The following is a 22,779-nucleotide window of genomic DNA, read 5'->3' as shown; positions in this document are numbered from 1 at the left end:
GTCCCCGCAGCAGCCTGCGGCGCGGTGCACGTCCCTCCACAGGCCGCGCAGCACCCCGTGGCCGCCCCGGGCGGCCGCCCCGCAAGCCGGGTGCCGTGGGCGGCTCCCCCACGACCCCCGACGAGGGGAAAACTCTCATGCGTACCAAGAACAACCGGATCCGCCGCGTGTGCACCGCCGCCTGTACCGTCCCCCTGCTCGTGCTCGGCGGCGCGGTCACCGCGATCGCCGCCCCGGCGGCAGCCACGACGTCGGCGACCATGACCCGCAGCGTGCAGCAGTCCTCGCCGGACGAGATTCTCTCACTGGTCAACGCCGAACGTGCCAAGGCCGGTTGCGAGGCCCTGACCGTGGATCCCCGGCTCGCGGCGGCCGCCCAGGCCCACGCCGACGACATGGCGGCGAACGGGCTGAACGCGCACACCGGCTCGGACGGGTCCAGCTACACGGCCCGGATGGAGAAGGCCGGCTACTCGCCCGCAGGCCCCTCCTCGGAGAACGTCTCCGGACCGGGCCACGACTCCTCCAAGTCCCACGTGGACGGCTGGATGGCCAGCGACAGGGGCCACCGGGACGCCATGTTGAACTGCACGTACAAGCAGACCGGGGTCGGTACCAGCGGCCAGTACGCCGTTCAGCTCTTCGCCGTCCAGTCCAGGTAGCCGTCCGGAGGGCAGGTACGTCCCCATGTACACATCGACCCGTATCGCCGGTGTCCTCACCGGCCTGACCCTCGCCCTCGGCGGCGTCGCCCTCGTCGCCCCCGTCGCCCACGCGGACATCCCCGCCTGCACGAACATGGCCGCTCAGGCGGGCGCCGAGGTGACCGACGCCGTCACCGCATCCTGTCGCAGTGGCGTGAGTGGCGATCTCCAGGGCTGTGTCAGCGGCCTGACCGGGGCCGGAGTACCGGGCGGCGCCGCGAACGGCGCCTGCCGGATGGCGGCCCAGGAACCGCGGTAGTCCCGCGGGATCAAGGACAGCGCCCCCCTTTCCTCTCCGTACGCCGGCGTGCCGCGCGGGCGCCCCGAGGGGAAAGGGGGCGCTTCGCGCTGTCCCGACCTGCCGGCCTGCCGGCCCTGGCACCCCTGGCCACCCCGGCGGGAAACAGTGATATGCGTCACGGTCCGCACGTCGGCGCAGGGCATTCTTGACGGAGCGTTAACCCGCCGACATTTCGATATTTGTCCCTTTTGGAATTGACATTCCCCTCTACGCCGGAAACGGAATCCGCAGTACCGGTGAGCCTGCCCCCGACCGGCCAGGTCACAGCCATTTCTGATCACCCTTCAGATGGTTGCGGGAGTGACCAAATCGTGATGATGCACGATCACGGTCCCGTTTCAAGCCGTGCGCCGACCGCCCCGGGCTTGTGATCAGCGGAAACTTGCCAGGCCATTCACACGCTTTTAAGAATGGCGGCCTCTTCGGCGCCCTGCGATTCCGGCGCCGGAAGCTTCGCGATCACTGAATGAGGTCAGGCATGCAGAAGCATCGGAAGAAGTCGTCCTACAAGAAAATAGCCATCGGCGTCGGCGCGCTCGCCATCGTGGGTGTTCCCACCGCCGCCATGGCCTGCTTCGACACGCAGGACAGCGGCAACAGCCGGACGCGGACCGCGAGCCACCAGCAGCAGCGCCCGTGGCAGTACACGCCCTCGGCCGCTCCGAGCACCCCGGCGCCCGTGGACGCCCCGCTCCCGGCCGCGTCGCCGAGCAGCAGCCCCGCCGAGGCCTCCCCGAGCAGCCCGGCGCCCGCGCAGCCGGACGTACAGACCTCCCCGCCCGCGCAGCCCGAGCCCGCGAAGCCGCCGGTCGCCACCAAGAAGCCGCAGGCGCCCCAGCCCTCGAAGCCGGCCGCCCCGCCGGCCTCCGGCGACGTCGCCGCGGTCCTCGCGCTCGTCAACCAGGAGCGCGCCGCCGCCGGATGCCCGGCCGTCTCCCTCAACGCGAAGCTCACGAAGGCCGCGCAGGACCACAGCGCCGACATGGCCTCGCACAGCAACATGTCCCACACCGGCTCCGACGGCTCGGACCCGGGCGCGCGCATCACCCGCGCCGGGTACACGTGGCGTACCTACGGCGAGAACGTCGCCTACGGCTACAGCACTCCCGAGAAGGTCATGGAGGGCTGGATGAACAGCCAGGGCCACCGGGAGAACATCCTGAACTGCGCGTTCAAGGAGATCGGTATCGGCTTGGCGCAGCCCGGCAGCTACTGGACGCAGGACTTCGGCACGGCGCGCTGACGCACCGGCGCCGCACGACCGCTCAGCCTCACCACCGCTCGGCCGGACGGCGAACAGCCGTCCGGCCGAAGGCCGTTCAGCCTCCGTAGAACAGTTCCTCCACCACCGCCCGGGCACGGCGGGTGATGCGACGGTAGTCGTCCAGCATCTCCCCGACCGTGCCCTCGGCGTATCCGAGGTAGCGGCCCACGGCCGCCAGCTCCCGGGCCTCGGTCGGGAAGGTGTCCCCGGCGCGGCCGCGTACGAGCATCACGGCGTTGCGGACCCGGGTCGCCAGTACCCAGGCCTCGTCCAGGATCTGCGCCTCCTCGGTCGGGATCAGCCCGGCCGCGTGGGCGGCCGCGAGGGCCTCGCGGGTGCGGGTGGTGCGCAGGCCCGGTTCGGCCCAGGCGTGCCGCATCTGGATCAGCTGGACGGTCCACTCGACGTCGCTGAGGCCGCCGCGGCCGAGCTTGGTGTGCAGGGTCGGGTCGGCGCCGCGCGGCAGCCGCTCCGACTCCATACGGGCCTTGAGCCGGCGGATCTCCCGTGCGGCGTCCTCGCCGAGCCCCTCCGCCGGGTAGCGCAGCGGATCGATCAGCTCGATGAACCGGGCCCCTAGCTCGGCGTCGCCCGCCACCGGTTCGGCGCGCAGCAGCGCCTGGCTCTCCCAGGTCAGGGACCAGCGCCGGTAATAGGCGGCGTAGGAGGAGAGCGTGCGCACCAGCGGGCCGGAGCGTCCTTCGGGGCGCAGGTCGGCGTCGATGAGCAGCGGCGGGTCGGTGGTGGGCAGCTGGAGCAGCCTGCGCATTTCGGCGATGACGTTCTGGGCGGCCTTGGCGGCCTCCTGTTCGTCGACGCCCTCGCGGGGTTCGTGGACGAAGAGCACGTCGGCGTCGGAGCCGTAGCCGAGTTCGTGCCCGCCGAAGCGGCCGACGCCGATGACGGCGAAGCGGGTGGGCAGCGTGTCGCCGTAGTGGCTGTGGACGGCGGCGCGCAGGGCCCCGGCGACGGTGGCGGCGGTGAGGTCGGAGACGGCCCCGCCGACCCGGTCGACCAGGGCTCCGTGGTCCTCCTCGGCCGGGTTGTCCTCCGTACCGTACGAGCCGATGATGTCGGCCGCGGTGGTCCGGAACAGCTCGCGGCGGCGCACGCCGCGGGCGGCGGCGACGGCGGCCTCGGGGTTCTCGGCGCGTCCCACGGCGGCGAGCACCTCCTGCTGGAGGGCCTCGTTCGTACGGGGCTGCAGGCCTTCGGGGTCGCCGAGCAGGGCCACCGCCTCGGGGGCGCGCATCAGCAGGTCGGGGGCGAGCCGCCCGGCGGACAGTACACGGGCGAGGTTCTCGGCGGCGGCGCCCTCGTCGCGCAGCAGCCGCAGGTACCAGGGGGTCTTGCCGAGGGCGTCGGAGACCTTGCGGAAGTTCAGCAGGCCGGCGTCCGGGTCGGCGGAGTCGGCGAACCAGCCGAGCATCACCGGCAGCAGGGTGCGCTGGATGGCGGCCTTTCGGGTGACGCCGGAGGCGAGCGCTTCGAGATGGCGCAGGGCCGCGGCCGGGTCGGCGTAGCCGAGGGCTTCCAGGCGCTGGCCGGCGGCGCGCGGGGAGAGCCGGGTCTCGCCCGGGGTGAGCTGGGCGACGGCGTCGAGCAGCGGCCGGTAGAAGAGCTTCTCGTGCAGCCGCCGGACCACGGAGGCGTGCCGGCGCCAGGCCTTGTTGAGCTCGGCGACGGGTTCGGTGCGCAGGCCCATGGAGCGGCCCAGGCGCCGCAGGTCGTTCTCGTCCTCGGGGACGAGGTGGGTGCGGCGCAGCCGGTAGAGCTGGATGCGGTGCTCCATGGCACGCAGGAAGCGGTACGCGTCGTGCAGTTGGGCGGCGTCGGCGCGGCCGACGTAGCCGCCGGCGGCGAGGGCGTGCAGGGCGTCGAGGGTGCTGCCGGAGTGCAGGGTGGCGTCGCTGCGGCCGTGCACGAGCTGGAGCAGCTGGACGGCGAACTCGACGTCGCGCAGGCCGCCGGGGCCGAGTTTCAGCTCGCGGTGGACCTGGGCGGCGGGGATGTTGTCGACGACGCGGCGGCGCATCTTCTGGACGTCGGCGACGAAGTTCTCGCGTTCGGCGGCCTGCCAGACCAGCGGGCTTATGGCGTCGATGTACTCGGCGCCCAGGGCCGCGTCCCCGGCCACGGCGCGGGCCTTGAGGAGGGCCTGGAACTCCCAGGTCTTGGCCCAGCGCTGGTAGTAGGCGAGGTGGGAGGCGAGGGTGCGGACGAGGGGTCCGTTGCGGCCCTCGGGGCGGAGGTTGGCGTCGACGGGCCAGATGGTGCCCTCGACGGTGGTCTCCGAGCAGATCCGCATGAGGTGCGAGGCGAGGCGGGTGGCGGCCTGGAGGGCCTTGCCCTCGTCGGCGCCGGGGGCCGCGTCGCCGACGAAGATGACGTCGACGTCGGAGACGTAGTTCAGCTCGTTGCCGCCGCACTTGCCCATCGCGATGACGCCGAGCCGGCACAGGGCCGCGTCCTCGGGGGCGGCGGCCGTGGCGATCCGCAGGGCCGCGCGGAGGGTGGCGGTGGCCAGGTCGGCGAGCTCGGCGGCGGTCTGGGCAACGTCGATGGTGGCGCAGACGTCGCGGGCGGCGATGGAGATCAGGCAGCGGCGGTAGGAGACGCGCAGGGCGACGGGGTCGTGGGCGTCGGCGAGCCCGCGCTCGAACTCGGGGAGTCCGGGGTGCAGGTCGGCGGCCTCGTAGGTGACGAGGCCGAGCCAGTCGCGGGGGTGGCGGGCGAGGTGGTCGCCGAGGGCCTCGGAGGCGCCCAGCACGCCGAGCAGCCGGTCGCGCAGCGGCTTCGCGCTGACGAGGGTGTCGAGGAGTCCGGGCAGCTCGCCGTCCGGCTGGGCCTCGGCGAGCCGGACGAGCCCGAGGAGGGCGAGGTCGGGGTCGGCGGTCGCGCCGAGGGCGTCGAGCAGCACGGGGTCGGTGCGTACGGCCGCCAGCGCGTCGGCCTCGAGCAGCCGGGCGGCCGCGGAGGGGTCGGTGAAGCCGCTGCGGAGCAGCCGGATGAAAGTGCTGCTCCTGCGTCCCGGGACCGTCATCCCGCCGCCTCCCGCGGTTGTCGCTGCCACTGCCCTGGCGTGCTCTTCTCCTGAGCCTAGGCCCTGGAACCGGTCGGCGGAGTCCCGGCCCGGCCGCGGCGCAGCTCAGGGCGTGTCCTGAGCAGGTGTTCGACTCGGGGCACGTACGATGCCAGGGGTTATCGGTTTATCAGAATATTTATCGTGTGATGGAGGAACCTCCTCGCCGATCGGGTCCGGGGGGAGCCACATGTCCGACTCCTGGCAGGGGCCCGGGGCCTGGGACCAGCAGAGTCCGGGGGGTTATGCGGGTCCGGGGGGCCCTGCGGGTCATGCGGGTCCGGCGTCGGAGGCCGCGCGGGAGCAGACGTACCAGGGCCATGCGCAGCAGCAGCACGCGTACCCACCCCAGCAGGTCTACCAGCCCCAGCAGCCGCAGCAGGCCTACCCACCCCGTGAGGCCCATCACCCTCAGCAGGCCTACGGGGCCCAGCCGGCTCAACCGGCCCCTCAGGCGCCGCCGTCGCAGTCCGGGTGCGCCGACCCGGCCCCGGCCGGAGGTGGGCGGGGTTCCGCGCAGCGAACCCGCCGTACCGTGACGCGCCGCGCGGCACACCGCCGGGCCGGCCTCGTCAAGGTCGTCGCCTTCTGCGCGGCCACCGCCGCCGGCAGCATGCTCCTGCTCCGGGGCAACGAGGCCCTCGACCGCCTCGGCTCCCCCACCGTCCCCGACAGAGCGGCCGCCGCCCCGGCCGCCGTCGTCGACGCACCCGACCCCGGCCGGGTGTTCCAGGTCATCGCCCACCCCGACGACGACCTCTACTTCATGAACCCGGACCTGCGGTACTCCATATCCGCCGGCCACACCGTCACCTCCGTCTACCTGACCGCGGGAGAGGCCGACGGCATCAACGCCACCGCGGGCAAAGCGGCCACCACCCGCCCGAACAAGCCCGCCTACGCCGAGGCCCGCCAGAACGGCATCCGCGCCGCCTACGCCAAGATGGCCACCGGCAACCCCGGCAGCGTCTGGCAGCGCACCGTCGTCCCGACCAAGGGCGGCGGCCACGCCGAGGTCGACGTGCTCGTCGCCGAACCCCAGGTCAACCTCGTCTGGCTGCAACTGCGCGAGGCCGGCACCGTCTACGACGACGCCCCGGACAGCCTGCACGGCCTGTGGGACGGCCGGGTTCCCCGCCTGGAGTCGATGCTCGCCTCCGGCACCCCCGCCAAGCAGAGGTTCTCGTACTCCAAGGACCAGGTCGTCCAGACCCTCGTCGGCGTCCTGGAGCAGTACCGGCCGACCATGATCCGCTTCCAGGACCCGACCCCGGGCCGCTTCCCCGACACCAAGCGGTACACGGACCACCAGGACCACTTCTACGGCGCCCGGTTCGTACAACTGGCCACCGCCGCCTACGCCCATGAGGTCAAGGACCGCCCGCACTTCGCCGTGCAGAACTACGTCGGCTACTTCAACGGCTCCCTCCCCAGCGCGCTGGCCCCGGACGAGGCGAAGGAGAAGCTCGACATCCTGGGCACCTACGCCTGGCTCGACGGGCAGAACCACTGCAAGAGCGACGCCGGCTGCGGCGACCTCAAGGTCTCCGGCCAACCCGGCGGCAACCGGTGGTCGGACTCCATCAACTACGCCCGCGGCACCAGTACCAGCTGGCTGGCCTCCGACAAGGACCTCGGCCTGTGGGCCTTCGAGGTGCTCGACGGCCAGGTGGCGCTCTGGCACCGGCCCGGTCTCGTCGGCCGGTGGACCGGACCGGACCTGATCCCCGGCACGGGCATGGACCCGGGCGTGAGCACCGTGACCCTGCCGGACGGCCGAATAGCCGCCTTCGGCACCCGTACCTCCTTCGGCGCGAAGCCCGCCGAGTACCGGCGCGAGGTCGTCCACGCGGTCCAGAAGCGCCCGGGGGCCGCGGAGTTCACGCCGTGGCAGTCGCTCGGCACCCCCGAGACGGCGGACGAGGCCTGGACCTCCGACATCAGCGCGCCGGCCGTCTCGGTCGACGGCGCCGGGCAGTTGGCGGCGTACGTCCGCGACGGCGCGTACACCCTGCGCGGCCGGGTTCAGCACGCGGACGGCAGCTGGGGCCCGTGGGAGAAGTACGGCGGCTCCGACCTGCACGGCAGTCCGGTCACCGCCACCGACGGCGCCGGGCGGCGCATGGTGTTCGCCGCCACCTCCAAGTCGGTGGTGAGCTGGGCGCAGCCGGAGCCGGGAGCCCCGCTGGGCCGGGCCACGGCCACCGGCCTACCGGACACCACGCTCCCGCTGACCGCGCAGGGCCGCGAGGGCGGGGTGCGGCTGTGGTTCCGCAAGCCCGGCTCGGGCAATGTCCGTACCGCGCTGGTCACGGGCGAGGGCGGGTTGAAGGTGAGCCAGATGACCGACCTCGGCGGTCTCCAGGGCTTCGGCGCGGTGACGGCGAGCGGGCACCTGCTGGCGGGCCGCGCGGCGGGTGGGCAGCTGGGCTCGGAGGCCGGGTCGGGGCGGCCGTGGGAGCGGTCCCCGCTGATGTTCGTCGGGGCGCCCTCCTCGACGATGACCGGCCGGAGCATGGTCAGCCTGGCGGTGCTGGGCCTCGACGCACGGCTGTACGTGACCTCGTCGGCCGATGTTCCGAACGCGTACCTGGCGCCGTGGCAGCCGGTGGGCCCGCGCAACACGGCTCCGTAGGACGGCCGGCGCCGGAAGGAGACGGGCGAAGAGGGCCGGAGGGGGCGGAGGGGGGCCGGAGACGGGCGGAGGGGGGCCGGAGACGGGCAGAGGGGGGCCGGAGACGGGCAGAGGGACGACCGGCCTCCGCTTTCTCTTCTCCGGATATCGCGAGTTGCGGGCGAAACGGGTGAACCAAGTCGGCCGATTCTGCCTCTCTCTGACTGCCCAATGATTTTCTCCCGCCCGGAACGAACCAAGGCGTGACCCGATGCCGTTGCCCGTGACCCGTCGCCGCTTCGCGGTCCTGCTCACCGTGCTGACAGCCGGCGCCACCGGTGTGCTCTCCGTCGCCACCGGCCAGCAGACCGCCGCCGAAGGCACCCTGGAGAAGAGCCGGGCCGCGGCCCTCCCCGCGAGCGTCACCTCCGGGTCGGTCGTCCAGGTCGTGGCCCATCCCGACGACGACCTGTTCTTCATGAACCCGGACCTCAGCCGTTCCCTGCTGTCCGGCACCCAGGTCACCACCGCATACCTCACCTCCGGCGAGTCCGACGGCCGCAACGAGGCCCACGGCGGCGGCGCCAACGACCCCGAACAGCCCGCCGACCACGCCCACTACGCGGAGGCCCGGCAGAACGGCATCCGGTCCGCGTACGCGCAGATGGCCACCGGGGACCGCACCAGCGCCTGGAAGCGCACGGTCATGGCCACCGCCGGGGGCGGCCGGGCCGAGCTCGACGTCCTCATAGCGAAGCCGCAGGTCAACCTGGTGTGGCTGATGCTGCGGGAGGCCCGCAGCACCGGCGGCGACACCCCCGAGAGCCTGCGCGGCCTCTGGAACGGCCGGATACCGGCGCTGGCCTCCCAGCTGACCTCCGGCACCCCCGTCAAGCAGCCGTACACGTACACGAAGGACCAGCTGGTCCAGGCGATAGCCGGGGTCCTCGAGCGCTACCGGCCGACGACGATACGGATGCAGGACCCGACGCCCAACCGGTACGGCGAGAACGGCCGTTACACCGACCACCAGGACCACATGTACGGCGCCCGCTTCGTACAGGCCGCCACCGCCGCCTACGCCGACCGGGTCCAGAACCGCCCGCACTTCACGGTCCAGAACTACCTCGGCTACCACAACAGCACCCTCCCGCACTCGCTGGACCCGCAGACCGCCGAGACGAAGACCGGCTTCCTGCGGACCTACGCCTGGCAGGACCACCAGGACTACTGCGGCAGCCCGTCGGGATGCGGCGACCGCAAGGTCGCGGGGAACCCGACCGGGCGCAACTGGGCCCAGTCGCTGCGCTACTCCCGCGCCGACAGCACCTCCTGGATGACGGAGGGAACGCCCGGCCGCCTGTGGGCCTTCGCCACGCTGGACGGCCGGAGCGCGTACTGGACGCGCAACCCCGGCGGCGACTGGGCGGGCCCGAACCTCCTCCCGGGCACGGGCATCGACCCCGGGGCCACCGCGGCCCGCCTCCCCGACGGCCGCGTCGCCGTCCTCGCCACCCGCACCACCCTCGGCTCCGCGGCCGCGGAGTACCGGCGCGAGGTCGTGTACGCCGTCCAGTCCGCGCCCGACGGCCCGTTCGGCCCGTGGCAGTCACTCGGCACCCCGGAGCGCAGCGACGACGAGGGCACCTCGGCGATCAGCTCCCCCGCGGCGGCCGTGGACGCGCGGGGCCTGCTGACCGTCTACCTCCGGGACTCGCGCCGCACCCTGCGCGCCAGCACCCAGCGGCAGGACGGCAGCTTCTCCGCGTGGGACCGCCTCGGCGGCGAGGACCTGCAGGGCGACCCGGTCACCGCGCTCGACTCGGCCGGGCGGCGCCACGTGTACGCCACGACCACCGCCTCCGTCCTGGCCTGGACCCAGCACGCCCCGGACGCCCCCCTGCTCGGCCCGGCCCCCACGGGCCTGCCCGCCACCACGGTCCCCCTCTCGGCCTCCCCGGACGGCGCGGGCGTCCGCCTCTTCTTCCGCCGCCCCGACTCGGGGGTCGTGCGCACCGCCCTGGTCACGGCGGCCCCGACGGCCCGGCCCCAGGTCTCCAGCGTCACGGAGGCGGGCGGCCGCGCGGGCTACGGCGCGGTCGGCGCCGCGGGCCGCCTGCTGGTGGGCCGCGCGGACAGCGGCACGATCAGCACCACGGGCCTGGGCGGCCCCCCGGCCTGGTCGGAATCCCGCATGCTCTTCGCGGGCGCCCCCTCGGCCGTCCTCGAACCCTCGGGCACCACAACGGCCGTCCTCGGCCTGGACGCCGAACTCCACACCACAACCACCCCCACCACCCCAACCCGCCCCACCTGGCACCACGCGGTCCACTGACGGCCGGCGCCTGCGCCCAAGGCTCCTACGGCCGCCTGGCCGTCTCACGCGGATCACTGCCCGAGACCAGCTCGACGAACCGCCGGACCACTTCCCCGGCGGGTTCGTCACCCGCCACGGGCAGGTCGTGGACGAAGCTGTTCCCGACCGACTGAGAGTCCCCGCGATGGCTGAAATACACCTCGACCCGCGCAGAGCCGGCGCGCTGCGGCCGGATGCTCACGACGTCACAGTCCCAGCACTCGAAGCAGTCGGCTTCGGCGAGCTCAAGGGTCAGCAACCGGGCGATGCTGTCCACCGGCTCCTCCCAACTGACATCCACCGCAGCACGCGCCAGCTCGGCGACGTACTGAGCCGCGTCGAAGTGGACGTCGGCGGGGAGCGGAACCCGAATGTCGTCCGTGTTCTTCCAGTCGGTCCACACCACCCGGTCGCCCCGCCGCTGGATGGTGACGAAGACGCCTCCGCAACAGTCGGTGACGCAGTCGTTGCTCGACAGCTCGACCCTGCGCGATCCGTCCGACGCCGCCAACGGCCCCTCCTCAGCCGGGCCGAACAAGTGCCGCCGGGAGCAGCTGGACACACCCTCGGGGTGAATCTCCTCCAGTACGTCCCGCCCGTCGATCAACGGCCGTACTTCCGCTCACTGGTCGATGATCGCGGCAGGATGCGGCAGGACGAACCTCAGATCGAGGACGCTCACGCGTGTGGGGTCTTCCATGCGGCCATGCTGGCCGACGACGGAGTGTTCGGCCAATCGGTTCAGGGGGTGGCGGGTATCGGGAAACCGTCGAAGCCGTCTTCGGTCTGGTAGACCAGGGCGATCCTCTGGGCGGCAAGCAGGTCCTTCACGTCAGGCGTCGGCTCGCTGGGCAGGAGCACCGCGACGCGGAGCTTTTCGACGTCGTGAAGGTGCCGGCGGTAGTCCGCCAGCTGCCCGATCGCCATCCGCACATTGTTGCGGGTGGTCTGCCCCTTGGCCTCGTACAGGACGTGGTCGGTCTCGTCGTAGACGTCGGGCGTGAGGGCGCCCGGCTCTCCCTCGATGGTGATCTGGAAGCTCTTGAAGGAGTGACCGGCCTCTTCAAGGCAGGACTCGAAGGCCTTTACCAGCTGGCCCTCACGACGACGCACCTTGCGCGTGCCGCCCCTGATGTTCGCGGTCGTCTCCGGCGTGCTGTGCTGTTCGGTCTTCTTGCCCTTCGTCCCGGGCTGAGCGGGCAGCTTCGCGAGTTTCTGCTCCAGAGACAGCTCGATGACTGTGGAGTGAGCAGCAGGCTTGAGCGCATCCTGCTCGAACAGCAACAGCTCCGCACCTTCGGCGGGGCGAAGTCTGAAGACGATGATGCGACGCGACGCGCCGTCCCCCACCGGGCTCCACCGCACTTCGTAGGGCTCGATCGGGTCGAGAACCACCTGCCCGATGTAGCGCTGCCGGACTTCCTTCTTGCCTGGCACTCTGCTGTCGGCAACGAACAGGTGCACTTCCTGCCCGTTCGCCGCCGTGTCGAGCAAGGTCTTGTTCCCGCGGACGAACTCCTGGTCCCCCGCTCCGCCGGCCCCGGTGTAGAGGTAGAGGGTTCCGAATTCGTCGTCCTCGGCCTGGCCGTCGAAGGTGTACCCGAACTTCTCCCCGACCGCCGGGTCGGAGTAGACGAAGACCATGCTCGACTTCTTGGCCGGGACGATACCCCCGCTGTATTTCGAACCGCCGTACGCCTCCACGAGCTTCTCACGTGTCGTGATCATGCCCGGGACGAGATCAAGAGTGGTCATGCCGCGAACATAGCCGGCCTCTCGGACGGCCGCCTGCCCTTTCCGGCGCGCGTGCAGTCAACGCTTACGCCCAACGGCAGTTGACCCATGCCCCGCTGTCAGTGCCATGTCGTATGTTACGTAGCGGTGCTGCTGACAAGTGGGGGATGCGTGACCAGTCCAATCCTGTCCGACTCGGAATCCGTCAAGAAGGCACTCGAGGAGTACCGTGACAACGGGCGAACCTCCTTCCTGGACGACCACGGCTTCAGCGAAGCGAGCCGGTACTTCTTGCAGTTCGACGGCGCACTCTACGACGCCAAGGCCGTCGCGAACGTCGCGTACCGCTATCAGCACGGGGCACGCGCCGACCACACCATCAGCGGCGGGCAGCTGCACAGCAATCGGCTGCTGGAGCGGCTCGGTTTCTCCATCGTGGACAGCCTCCCCGCTACGGTCGACGGGGAGCTGACATGGCGCCTGGCGATCTGGGACCACCTGCAATCCTCTTACGACCTGGGGCGGTTGCCTCCGCAGGTATTGAGGGACTTCGGCGCCTACGGAGGCGGCCAAGGTATCTGGGTCGATTCTCGACGCACATCGCTCCTTCGTGAGGGTGGCATCACGGTGGGGGTGTTGCACTCGGGCGCCCACTATCCGGATGACCTCGGGGAACACTCCGTTCTGTATCACTACCCGAACACCGGCCGACAGCCCGGCCGGGACGCGTCGGAGATCGACGCGACCAAGACGGCTGCCGACCTCAAACTCCCGGTCTTCGTCATTGCCAAGCCGACCCCGAGTTCACCGGTCCGGGCCGTCCGACTCGCCTGGGTGGAAGGCTGGGAGGACCGCAGCGAGCAGTTCCTCATCACATACGGGGAGGAGGCCCCTCGGACGGTTCTGCAGCGTGACGATTCCGACGAGGAAACGTTTCAGCTGGCAGGCAACCGCCGAGGTCGGCGACAGCGGAATGTCCAGGACCGCCCCGACCAAGCTCGATTCAAGTTGCGGGTCTTCCAGCGATACGGGCCCCGCTGCCCGCTGACGGGCGTCGCAGTACCGCAGATGATCGAGGCCGCGCACCTCCGCCCGGTACCGGAGGACGGTTCGGACGATCCTCGAAATGGGCTCCCTCTCAACGCCGGGCTCCACCGAGCCTTCGACGCCCACCTGTTCGCCATCCACCCCGACACTCTGGAAGTCGTGACCCGTCCCGGGGGGCCCTCGATCGAGGATCTGCACATCGCAACGCCTCACCTGCGAGACCTCGCGCGTCAGCCCCACAGGGAGGCGCTTGCCTGGAGGTACGAAAAGTGGTCGGAACGGGTTGGCTTGACGGACTGAGGCAACCAGGCCGAACTCGCCCCGCGCTCCGCGGCTGACCGCCAAGGACAGCCCAGGACGGCCCAAGGTGCATGAGACGGCTCCGGGCCGTTGGTCATCGACCAACGGCCCCGAGGGTCGTGCATGCCCCGATGGGGCTCTGAGCTGTGCTTACAGGACCGGCATCATCTTGCGGAGTTCGAAGGCCGTGACCTCCGAGCGGTATTCCTCCCACTCCTGCTTCTTGTTGCGCAGGAAGAAGTCGAAGACGTGCTCGCCGAGGGTTTCGGCGACCAGTTCGCTGCGTTCCATCAGGGCGATGGCCTCGCCGAGGTTCTGCGGGAGGGGTTCGATGCCCATCGCGCGGCGTTCCGCGTCGGAGAGGGCCCAGACGTCGTCGTCGGCGCCCGCCGGGAGTTCGTAGCCCTCCTCGATGCCCTTGAGGCCGGCCGCCAGGAGGACGGCGTAGGTGAGGTAGGGGTTGGCGCCCGAGTCGATCGAGCGGACCTCGACGCGGGAGGAGCCCGTCTTGCCCGGCTTGTACATCGGGACGCGGATCAGGGCCGAGCGGTTGTTGTGGCCCCAGCAGATGTACGAGGGGGCCTCGCCGCCCGCGCCCGCACTGCGGGAGGAGCCGCCCCAGATGCGCTTGTAGGAGTTCACCCACTGGTTGGTGACCGCCGCCGTCTCCGCGGCGTGGCGCAGCAGGCCCGCGATGAAGGAGCGGCCGACCTTCGAGAGCTGGTACTCGGCGCCCGACTCGTAGAAGGCGTTGCGGTCGCCCTCGAAGAGGGAGAGGTGGGTGTGCATGCCCGAGCCCGGGTACTCCGAGAACGGCTTCGGCATGAAGGTGGCCTGCACGCCCTGCTCGAGCGCCACCTGCTTCATCACCAGGCGGAACGTCATGATGTTGTCCGCCGTGGAGAGCGCGTCGGCGTAGCGGAGGTCGATCTCCTGCTGGCCGGGGGCGCCCTCGTGGTGGCTGAACTCCACCGAGATGCCCATCGATTCGAGCATGGTGATCGCCTGGCGGCGGAAGTCCATGCCCACGTTCTGCGGGGTGTGGTCGAAGTAGCCGGAGTTGTCGGCCGGGACCGGGCGGGTCCCGTCCAGCGGCTTGTCCTTCAGCAGGAAGAACTCGATCTCCGGGTGGGTGTAGAAGGTGAAGCCCAGGTCGGAGGTCTTGGCCAGGATGCGCTTGAGGACGTAGCGCGGGTCCGCGAAGGACGGCGAGCCGTCCGGCATCAGGATGTCGCAGAACATCCGGGCGGTCCCGGGGGCCTCCGCGCGCCACGGCAGTATCTGGAACGTGCTCGGGTCCGGCTTGGCGATCATGTCGGACTCGTAGACCCGCGCGAAGCCCTCGATCGCGGAGCCGTCGAAACCGATGCCCTCGTCGAAGGCCTGCTCCAGCTCCGCGGGCGCGACCGCGACGGACTTCAGGAAGCCCAGTACGTCGGTGAACCACAGGCGCACGAAGCGGATGTCGCGCTCCTCAAGCGTCCGGAGGACGAATTCCTGCTGCTTGTCCATGCCTTCATCCTCGCAGTTCAGACGGCCTGTGCACCACCGCCTCGACAGTCGGGTCACAGTCGGGCGCGCCCAGTATCACCAACCGTGGTTTCGGCCACATTACGCACCCTGGAAAGCTCGCGGCACCCCCGCACTGACCTGGGGCCGGTCATGAGCATTACCATCTGCGCCCATGGGGGGCCGGCAGCACACGCGGTCGGGGCGTCGCGGACGTCCCGGTCTTCGGCGTGCCGTCCTGCTGACGGTCTTCGGGGTGCTGTCCGCCGCGCTGCTGCTGTGTGCGCGCTCGGGCGAGTCGCACGTGCCGCCCGGTACCCAGGTGGCGGCGCAGGGACACGGTTCGGCACATGCCGTCTGCGTGTCTCCCTACGATCTGCCCGGCTGCTCGCCCCTCGCGCGCGTCGCCCCGGGCGTGCTGCCCGTTCCGCCGCCCGCCGCGACCGTCGCGGGCGGTGAGCTGCCGCCCGTCGCGCCCGCGGCCGGGGCGTCGCGGATCCGGCCCTACGAGGCTCTGGCGCGCGCCCCCGACCTGCATGCCCTCCAGGTGCTGCGGACCTGACAGGTCCGGTTTGGTTTCGCTTTCATCCACCCCCCTCAGCAGAAGGAACCAGGGCACATGGCCAGCAAGTCCGGCAGGAACCAGAACACCGACCCGAACTCCCGGCAGGCGCGCATAGCCGAGATGCGCCGCGCCGACCAGATCCGGGAGCGGCGCAACAAGGCCATCGCGATCACCGCCGCGTCGGCGATCGTCGTCGGCCTGGTCGGTTTCGGCACCTGGGTGCTGATCGACCAGAAGCAGGCCGAGGAGCGCAAGCAGGTGGCCGCGGACAAGCTCCGCAAGGAGTCGGAGGAGATCCGCAAGAAGCCGGTCGAGGGCGAGCAGCTGTGGGACGCGAAGAAGCTCGGCCGCAACCACGTCGAGACCCCGGTGAAGTACGAGATGAACCCGCCGGTCGGCGGTGACCACCACCCCCGCTGGATGAACTGCAACGGTGACGTCTACAAGAGCCCGCTGCCGGAGGTGAACGCCGTGCACTCGCTGGAGCACGGCGCGGTCTGGGTGACGTACAACGAGAAGGCCCCCAAGGCCGACGTGGACAAGCTCGCCGCGACCGTCGGCAAGACCCCCTACACGCTGATGAGCCCGATCAAGGAGCAGACGGGCTCGATCATGCTCAGCGCGTGGGGCAAGCAGCTGACCGTGGACAGCGCGGACGACCCCCGGGTGACGCAGTTCTTCACCAAGTACGTGCAGGGCGAGCAGACCCCGGAGCCCGGCGCGGCCTGCACGAGCGGGCTGGCCGGCAAGTGAGCGGCCCGGTCCGCCCGGTCCGCCCGGTCGGCGGGGCCCGTCCCGTCCCCCGTACGTACTGGGTCGCGGGCACGGCCGTCCTGCTGGCCCTGCTGTTCGCGGCGGCGGCCACGGTCGCCGCCGCGAACGGCGGCAGCGGCGCCGGCTCCGGTACGACGGCTTCCGCGGCGCCCCGTACGCCGGGCCTGCGGTCGCCGGACGCCGGATTCGCCCGGGACATGGCGGTGCATCACCAGCAGGCGGTGGAGATGTCCTTCATCGTGCGCGATCGCACCCAGGACGAGCCGGTGCGCACCCTGGCCTACGACATCGCCAACACCCAGGCCAACCAGCGGGGCATGCTGCTCGGCTGGCTCGACCTGTGGGGGCTGCCGAAGGTGGTGGCCGACGAGCCGCCGATGTCCTGGATGGGCGCCGCGGGCGAACACGGCGAGCATGCCGCGCACGAGGCCGGCAACGGCGCGCTGATGCCGGGCATGGCCACCAAGGAGGAGCTGGACCGGTTGGGCGCCGCCTCGGGCCGGGACGCGGAGGTGCTCTTCCTCCAGCTGATGACCGACCACCACAAGGGCGGCGTCACGATGGCCGAGGGCTGTGCGCGGCAGTGCGAGACCCCGGTCGAGCGGTCGCTGGCGCAGGGCATGGTCGACGCGCAGCGCTCGGAGCTCACCCTGATGGCGGACATGCTGGAGCAGCGCGGGGCCGCGCCGCGCGGGTGACGGGACACGCCCGTACGGTGGTGGGAGGCGCCCTCTCACCCGTACGGGCGTTACTCCGGCGTACGGGCGCATTCCGCCGTGCGGGGACGCCCCGCCGGACGCGTCCGCGCCCGGTGTCGCAAGGCGTGCTCAGGAGGTTCAGCGATGACCACCGCCGCAGACATCATGCACCCCGGGGCCCAGTGGATTCCCGCCACCGAGACCCTGGACCGGGCCGCCCAGCTGATGGCCCGGCTGAATGTGGGCGCCCTGCCCATCAGCGACGCCGAGGAGCGGCTGTGCGGCATCCTCACCGACCGCGACATCGTCGTGAACTGCGTGGCCAAGGGCCACGACCCGGCGAAGGTCACGTGCGGTGACATGGCTCAGGGCACTCCGCGCTGGATCGACGCGGGCGCGGACGTCACGGACGTGCTGGACGAGATGCAGAGCCATCAGATCCGCCGCCTGCCCGTGATCCGGAACAAGAAGCTGGTGGGCATGATCAGCGAGGCCGACCTCGCCCAGCACCTCTCCGACGACCAGATGGCGACCTTCGTGGAGAAGGTCTACGCGCGCGCCTGACCCGACCCTGCCTGCGAAGAGGTGCCTGCCGGACCCGCCGTTCCCAGGACCGCCCGGACCACCTCGTCCGGGCGGTCCAGCATGACCAGGTGTCCGGCGGGCTCGGCCACCTCGAAGCGGGCGCCGAGCAGGTCGGCGAGGTCCGCCTGGCGGGACAGCCAGCGCAGGGCCCCGCGGCCGGCCGAGCCGTCGTGGCCGGCGAGGACGGTCGTGGGGGCGGCCAGCGGGTGCGCCCGGCGCAGGGCCTGCAGCTCGGCGGCCATGTCCGGGTAGCGGGAGTTCTCCAGCAGGGCGCCGCGCCAGACGCGGCCGGTGCGGTAGCAGCGGCGTACGAGGTCGCGTGCGGCCGGGTCGGGGCCGCCGGTGCGGGAGGCCCGTACGGTGGCGCGCCGGGCCAGCGGCCCCAGCGCGGCCGGCAGTCCGGCGGCGCTCACGGCCCGGCCGAGGGCCCGGGCGGCGGCGGTGCGCAGCCGGGCGGGGACGGCCGTACGGGGGGCCTCCTCGACGCTGCCGTCGACCAGGACCAGGGCGGCGGTGCGCTCGGGGTACAGGCGGGCGAAGGCCTCGGCGTGGAACCCGGCGATGGAGTGCCCGACGACGGTGACCCGCGAGGCGTCGGAGCCGGTGAGCCCGGGAGGACCCGACTGCCCCGGTCGGCCCGACTGCCCCGGCCGGCCCAGCGCGTCCAACGCGTCCAGCAGAGCGGCGATCCGGTGGGCCTCCCCGGCCGTGGTGGGCGGTTCGGTGGCGGGTCCGCTGAGGCCGTGGCCCGGGCGGTCGAAGCGGACGACGGTGCGGCCCGCGGCGACGAGCGGCGCGACGACCGGGTCCCAGTCGAACCAGGCCATCGCGAGCCCGGCGCTGAGCACGCACACGGGCCCGCTGCCCTCGACGAGGACGTGCAGCGGGACCCCGGCCACCCGGACGAACCGGCCGCCGGTACCGCTCGCGGTCGGCCTCGCCCGCAGCGCCGCGTACGGCCTCGGGTACGGCATCACGTGCGGCCCTCCTTGTGGACGGAGTAGGCGAGCAGGCCCAGCCAGATCGCCACCAGCAGCACCTGGAGCCGCTGGCCGGCGCCGAGGGCCCAGGTGCCGCGCCCGGCGGTGAACAGGGCGATCGCGGTCAGGGTCCAGACGGTGGCGAGCAGTTCGACGATGACGATCCCGGGGCCGTAGCGGGCGAGCGGGGCGAACCAGCCGTAGCGGCGGGCGGCCACGGTGAGGGCCACCAGGCCGATGAGGGCTCCGGTCATGGCGAGGCCGCTGCTGACGGCGTGGGCCTGATGGGTGGCGGGGACCAGTCCGGCGGTCTCCCGGGCCGCGCACACGGGATCCACGGTGGGGGTGCAGCTCAGCGGCAGCCAGGCGTCGGCGGCGGTGGCCGCGCCGAAGAGGGTGACCCCGGCCCAGCCGATGACGGCCCAGGGGCGGCGCGATGCGGTGTGCTTGCGCAGCCGCAGGAGCGCCAGCAGTCCACCGGCGAAGGCCAGCAGCCCGGCGGTGAAGTCGGTGGCCCGGAAGAGTCCGCCGAGCGGCTGGTCCTGGGCGGCGAGTTCGCTGACGTACGTCTCGATGGGGTTGAGGCCCGTGGAGACGACGACTTCGAGCACCCACGCGGTGTACGCGGCCGCGGCGAGGCCGATCAGAGTGGCGACCGGCCAGGCGGTCCGCGGGGAGAGTCCGTATCGGGACATAGTGTTACTAATCCTAAGCAGAACCGGGGTCGGTCCTCCGATCGGATACCCACCCCGGGTAGGGTTCCCGTCATGACGCGCAGTGCTCGGCGAGCCGCCCCGGGGGCCCGGTTGCTGCTGCTCGCCGCGCTGTTGCTGGGCATCGTCACCATGCACACCCTGGGCCATCCGACCGAGTCCCACGCCATGGAGGACGTGCCCCCGGCCCACTCCGTTGCCTCGGCGGGGCCGGCCGTCCCGACCGGGCACGGTGGCACTCGCCACACCGCGGCCCCGGCCGCCGACGCACCCTCCCCCACGCTCCCCTCGTGGGGTCACGCGATGCCCGCGACCGAGATGGACCCCATGTCGGTCTGCCTCGCCGTGCTCGCGGGGCTCGTCGTGGTGCTCATCGGCACCGGCCGGTCCGGATCGCGCGCGGCCGCGCCGCTCGGGGGCGCGGCCCGCATACCGGGCCGGTCCGGCGGCGGTCCGGACCCGCCCGCCCCCCGCGAGCTCCTCACCCGGCTGGCGGTCCTGCGGATCTAGGCCCGGCCCCGGCCGTCGCCCCCGCATGCCCGCGCATGCCCCGGGGGCGGCGCCGAACCGTGCCCATGCGTCCGTACCACCACACCCACGAGGTGCTTCCATGCGCTCTCTTCCCACCCGCCGCAGCGTGCTCGGTGCCTCCGCGGCCGCCGTCCTCGGCTCCGGGCCGCTCACCGCCTGCTCCGGTACGACAGGTTCCGCCGGGGGCTCCGGCACCGGCCACGGCTCGATGAACCACGGCGGCTCCGCCGCCGACGTGCCCGAGGGGTACGTGGACCCGGCCGGGCCCGAGGTGCGGGCCGCCGAGGCCGCCCGCAAGGCCACCGGACCCGTCACCGAGGCCAAGGTGACCGCCACCGCCACCCCGCTCGACCTCGGCGCCGGGATCACCGTCCGCTCCTGGGCGTACGGGGACCGGCTCCCGGGCCAGGAGGTCCGGGCCACCGCGGGCGGCACGCTCGCCCTCACCCTGGCCAACAACCTCCCCGAGGCCACCTCCCTGCACTGGCACGGCCTCGCCCTGCGCAACGACATGGACGGGGTCCCGGGGCTGACCCAGCGGGACATCGCCCCGGGCGGGTCCTTCCCGTACCGGTTCGCCGTCCCGAACCCGGGAACGTACTGGTTCCACCCGCACACCGGCGTGCAGCAGGACCGCGGCCTGTACGCCCCGCTCATCATCGAGGACCCGAAGGAGCCCCTCTCCTACGACAAGGAGTGGGTGGTGGTCCTCGACGACTGGATCGACGGGGTGGACGGCGCCACCCCGGACGCCGTCCTCGCCGAACTCCGCAAGGGCATGGACGGCAACGCCGGAGCCCACGCCGCCCACGGCGGGACCCCCTCCCCCTCCTCCTCCACCGGCGGCAGCGGGAAGCGCTCCTACGTCGCCATGGGCGGCCACAGCGACTACCTCGGCGGGGACGCGGGTGACGTGGTCTACGCGCACTACCTGATCAACGGGCGGGTGGCGGCCGACCCGTCGGTCCTCACCGCCCGCCCCGGGGACCGGATCCGGCTGCGCATCATCAACGCCGGCGGGGACACCGCCTTCCGCATCGCCCTCGGCGGCCACGAGCTCGACGTCACCCACACCGACGGCTATCCGGTGGAGCGGACCACGACCGCCTCACTGCTGCTGGGCATGGGCGAGCGGTACGACGTCCTGGTCACTGCCAAGGACGGGGTGTTCCCGCTCACCGCGCTGGCCGAGGGCAAGGAGGGGTCGGCGCTCGCGGTACTGCGCACCGGGTCGGGGACGGCGCCCACGGCCGCGACCCGGCCGGCCGAGCTGGATGCGCCGCCGCTGATGGCGGACGCGCTCAGGGCCGCCGAGTCGGCCGCGCTCGCCCCGCGCGATCCGGACCGTACGGTGCAGATCCGGCTGACCGGCTCCATGCAGAGGTACAACTGGGCCTTCGACGGCAAGCCGTACACCCCCGACCAGCGGCACCCGGTGAAGGCCGGCGAGCGGGTCCGGGTGGTCTTCGCCAACGCGACGCCCATGTGGCACCCGGTGCACCTGCACGGGCACACCTTCGCGCTGGGCGAGCAGCCGGGCGGGGCGCGCAAGGACACCGCGATCCTCCTGCCGGGCCGCAGACTGACGGTGGACTTCGACGCGGACAACCCCGGTCTGTGGATGACGCACTGCCACAACGTGTACCACTCGGAGTCCGGAATGATGACGGTGCTCGGCTACCAGCTGTAGGTCCCTCCCCCGCGGCCCCCGGCGCCGGGGGCCGCGGGGGGGGGGCGCGGGCCGGGCGGGAATTCGGATGGGCGGTGGTCGTGGGCATGGCACCCTTGCCGTGATCACGACTGTCGCGAAAGAAGGACGACGCCGCCGGTATGAGCACCCCGCCGAACCCGCCCAGCACCCCCGCCGGTCCGCCGACCGAGCCGGAGGGCACGCCGATACCCGAGACGGACTCCATACCGGCGCCCGCTCAGCCGCTCTCGCTGGAGAAGTCCCCGGCCGCCCCGGAGCCGGCCCCCGAGGCCCCGACGGCTCCCGAGACGCCCGCCGCGACCACCGAGGCCCCCGCCGCGGTCACCCCGGAGCAGACCCCCGCCCCGTCGCCCTTCGCCCCGCCCTCGCCCACCCCCGCCGCTCAGGCCGACCCGGCCCCGGACTTCGGCGCTCCCGGCGCTCCCGGCGCTCCCGGCGCTCCCGGCGCTCCCGGCAACGTGTGGGGCGCGCCCGTCCCCGGCTACCCCGGAGGAGCCCCGTACGGCGCCTATGCGCCGACCGAGCCGCCCGGCAACGGCCTCGCCATCGCCGCCCTCGTCGTCAGCGGCTTCGGCATCCTCCTCGCGGTCATCCCGTTCCTGTTCTGGGCCGGCGCCGCGACCGCCGCCGTCGGTGTGGGCCTCGGCATCGGCGGCATCGTCCGCGCCGACAAGGGCGCCCCGAACAAGTCGATGGCCGTCGTCGGCACCGTTCTCGGTGTGGTCGGCATGCTCGCCTCCGTCGGCGGCTTCTTCCTCACCGCCGTGGTCGTCGAGAACGCCTCCGACCGCTTCGACCAGCAGATCGAGGACGAGGACTGGGGCCACGACCTGGACGGACCGGAGGCCAGTGGCGAGCCCTGGCCGTCGAAGTCCCCGTCGCCCTCCCAGGTCCCCGGCCTGACCAGCGCGCTGCCGTTCGGCGAGACCTTCACCTACCCGAACGGCGTCAAGGTGAGCCTCTCGGCGCCGAAGAAGTACGAGCCGAAGGGGATCGTCGCCCGCGAGAAGGTCAAGAACGCGATTCAGCTCACCGTCACCATCACCAACGGCTCGACCGCGCCGCACGAGGTGATCTACGCCATGCCCAACGTCCGCGACGACCAGGGGATGACCGCGGACACCGTCTACGACGGCGGCGGCAACGTACCGAAGCTGATCCGCGGCTCCATCCTCCCGGGCGAATCCGCCAGCGGGGTCGTGGCCTTCGAGGTGCCCGAAGGCACCAAGGGCATCACCGCGGACATCTCCGCCGGGACCCTGCTCGACGACGTGAAGTACGCCGGATCCATCGACTGACGGGGCGTCACAA

The 22,779-nt window shown here is 72.2% G+C and carries 19 protein-coding genes; 13 read left to right on the top strand and 6 right to left on the bottom strand.

Translation table 11 applies throughout. The features are described from left to right. Window positions 1-137: 137 nt before the first annotated feature. From ACIQZO_RS00905 to ACIQZO_RS00895, 3 genes are all read left to right on the top strand, one after another. Complete coding sequence (locus tag ACIQZO_RS00905) at window positions 138-662, top strand: CAP domain-containing protein (RefSeq protein WP_403618050.1); 525 nt, start codon at window positions 138-140, stop codon at window positions 660-662. Window positions 663-687: 25 nt separating this feature from the next. Next, window positions 688-963 (top strand): hypothetical protein, encoded by a 276-nt coding sequence (locus ACIQZO_RS00900; RefSeq protein ID WP_403618047.1) that lies wholly within the window; start codon window positions 688-690, stop codon window positions 961-963. A gap of 520 nt (window positions 964-1,483) precedes the next feature. After that, window positions 1,484-2,248: a CAP domain-containing protein gene (locus ACIQZO_RS00895; RefSeq protein WP_403618044.1), complete on the top strand. Its 765-nt coding sequence runs from the start codon at window positions 1,484-1,486 to the stop codon at window positions 2,246-2,248. A gap of 76 nt (window positions 2,249-2,324) precedes the next feature. Here the strand turns inward: ACIQZO_RS00895 and ACIQZO_RS00890 are convergent, their stop codons facing one another. Then, complete coding sequence (locus tag ACIQZO_RS00890) at window positions 2,325-5,312, bottom strand: bifunctional [glutamine synthetase] adenylyltransferase/[glutamine synthetase]-adenylyl-L-tyrosine phosphorylase (RefSeq protein WP_403618041.1); 2,988 nt, start codon at window positions 5,310-5,312, stop codon at window positions 2,325-2,327. 574 nt (window positions 5,313-5,886) lie between these two features. Here ACIQZO_RS00890 and ACIQZO_RS00885 point away from each other — a divergent pair. Both ACIQZO_RS00885 and ACIQZO_RS00880 read left to right on the top strand, forming a co-directional pair. Further along, the gene (locus ACIQZO_RS00885; protein ID WP_403618038.1) at window positions 5,887-7,986 is read left to right on the top strand and encodes a PIG-L family deacetylase; all 2,100 of its coding nucleotides are present in this window, start codon (window positions 5,887-5,889) and stop codon (window positions 7,984-7,986) included. 250 nt (window positions 7,987-8,236) lie between these two features. Next, on the top strand, window positions 8,237-10,300 hold the full coding sequence (locus ACIQZO_RS00880) for a PIG-L family deacetylase (protein WP_403618035.1): 2,064 nt from the start codon (window positions 8,237-8,239) through the stop codon (window positions 10,298-10,300). Between the two features lie 25 nt (window positions 10,301-10,325). On the opposite strand, the gene ACIQZO_RS00875 is transcribed toward ACIQZO_RS00880, so the two are convergent. Together ACIQZO_RS00875 and ACIQZO_RS00870 are read right to left on the bottom strand one after the other, a co-directional pair. Continuing rightward, window positions 10,326-10,832, bottom strand: coding sequence for a hypothetical protein (locus ACIQZO_RS00875; RefSeq protein WP_403618032.1), 507 nt, complete (start codon window positions 10,830-10,832; stop codon window positions 10,326-10,328). A gap of 230 nt (window positions 10,833-11,062) precedes the next feature. Then, window positions 11,063-12,076, bottom strand: coding sequence for a hypothetical protein (locus ACIQZO_RS00870; protein WP_403618030.1), 1,014 nt, complete (start codon window positions 12,074-12,076; stop codon window positions 11,063-11,065). 150 nt (window positions 12,077-12,226) lie between these two features. Between ACIQZO_RS00870 and ACIQZO_RS00865 the strand changes: the two genes are divergently transcribed. Continuing rightward, window positions 12,227-13,402: an HNH endonuclease gene (locus tag ACIQZO_RS00865; protein WP_403618028.1), complete on the top strand. Its 1,176-nt coding sequence runs from the start codon at window positions 12,227-12,229 to the stop codon at window positions 13,400-13,402. A gap of 150 nt (window positions 13,403-13,552) precedes the next feature. On the opposite strand, the gene glnA is transcribed toward ACIQZO_RS00865, so the two are convergent. After that, entirely contained in the window at window positions 13,553-14,914 is a 1,362-nt protein-coding gene (gene glnA, locus ACIQZO_RS00860; protein WP_403618025.1) for a type I glutamate--ammonia ligase, read from the bottom strand. A 172-nt stretch (window positions 14,915-15,086) separates the two neighbouring features. On the opposite strand from glnA, the gene ACIQZO_RS00855 reads away from it, so the two are divergent. The 4 genes from ACIQZO_RS00855 to ACIQZO_RS00840 all read left to right on the top strand — a co-directional run bounded on the left by ACIQZO_RS00855 (window position 15,087) and on the right by ACIQZO_RS00840 (window position 17,512). After that, window positions 15,087-15,473 carry a hypothetical protein gene (locus ACIQZO_RS00855; protein ID WP_403618022.1) on the top strand — a complete coding sequence of 129 codons (387 nt, stop codon included), beginning with the start codon at window positions 15,087-15,089 and terminating at the stop codon, window positions 15,471-15,473. Between the two features lie 57 nt (window positions 15,474-15,530). Continuing rightward, window positions 15,531-16,229 carry a DUF3105 domain-containing protein gene (locus tag ACIQZO_RS00850; protein WP_403618019.1) on the top strand — a complete coding sequence of 233 codons (699 nt, stop codon included), beginning with the start codon at window positions 15,531-15,533 and terminating at the stop codon, window positions 16,227-16,229. Beyond that, window positions 16,226-16,948 (top strand): DUF305 domain-containing protein, encoded by a 723-nt coding sequence (locus ACIQZO_RS00845; protein ID WP_403618016.1) that lies wholly within the window; start codon window positions 16,226-16,228, stop codon window positions 16,946-16,948. The genes ACIQZO_RS00850 and ACIQZO_RS00845 overlap by 4 nt, the downstream gene beginning before the upstream one ends. Before the next feature lie 144 nt (window positions 16,949-17,092). Next, a complete protein-coding gene (locus ACIQZO_RS00840; RefSeq protein ID WP_403618013.1) occupies window positions 17,093-17,512 on the top strand; it encodes a CBS domain-containing protein in 420 nt (139 codons plus the stop codon). Here the strand turns inward: ACIQZO_RS00840 and ACIQZO_RS00835 are convergent. Next, on the bottom strand, window positions 17,497-18,507 hold the full coding sequence (locus ACIQZO_RS00835; RefSeq protein ID WP_403618010.1) for an alpha/beta fold hydrolase: 1,011 nt from the start codon (window positions 18,505-18,507) through the stop codon (window positions 17,497-17,499). The two genes, ACIQZO_RS00840 and ACIQZO_RS00835, sit on opposite strands and share 16 nt — an antisense overlap. Then, window positions 18,507-19,208: a DUF998 domain-containing protein gene (locus ACIQZO_RS00830; protein WP_403618007.1), complete on the bottom strand. Its 702-nt coding sequence runs from the start codon at window positions 19,206-19,208 to the stop codon at window positions 18,507-18,509. Before ACIQZO_RS00830 ends, ACIQZO_RS00835 begins: the two co-directional genes overlap by 1 nt. A 72-nt stretch (window positions 19,209-19,280) precedes the next feature. Here ACIQZO_RS00830 and ACIQZO_RS00825 point away from each other — a divergent pair, with 72 nt between their 5' ends. The 3 genes from ACIQZO_RS00825 (at window position 19,281) to ACIQZO_RS00815 (ending at window position 22,766) form a co-directional block, all read left to right on the top strand. Next, entirely contained in the window at window positions 19,281-19,736 is a 456-nt protein-coding gene (locus ACIQZO_RS00825; RefSeq protein ID WP_403618004.1) for a hypothetical protein, read from the top strand. Window positions 19,737-19,836: 100 nt separating this feature from the next. Further along, a complete protein-coding gene (locus ACIQZO_RS00820) occupies window positions 19,837-21,447 on the top strand; it encodes a multicopper oxidase family protein (protein WP_403618001.1) in 1,611 nt (536 codons plus the stop codon). A gap of 140 nt (window positions 21,448-21,587) precedes the next feature. Beyond that, window positions 21,588-22,766 carry a DUF4352 domain-containing protein gene (locus tag ACIQZO_RS00815; protein ID WP_403617998.1) on the top strand — a complete coding sequence of 393 codons (1,179 nt, stop codon included), beginning with the start codon at window positions 21,588-21,590 and terminating at the stop codon, window positions 22,764-22,766. Window positions 22,767-22,779: the final 13 nt, after the last annotated feature.

It is taken from the genome of Streptomyces sp. NPDC097617, from assembly GCF_044761485.1.
GTDB lineage: Bacteria > Actinomycetota > Actinomycetes > Streptomycetales > Streptomycetaceae > Streptomyces.
This window is presented reverse-complemented; position numbering and strand designations above follow the sequence as displayed.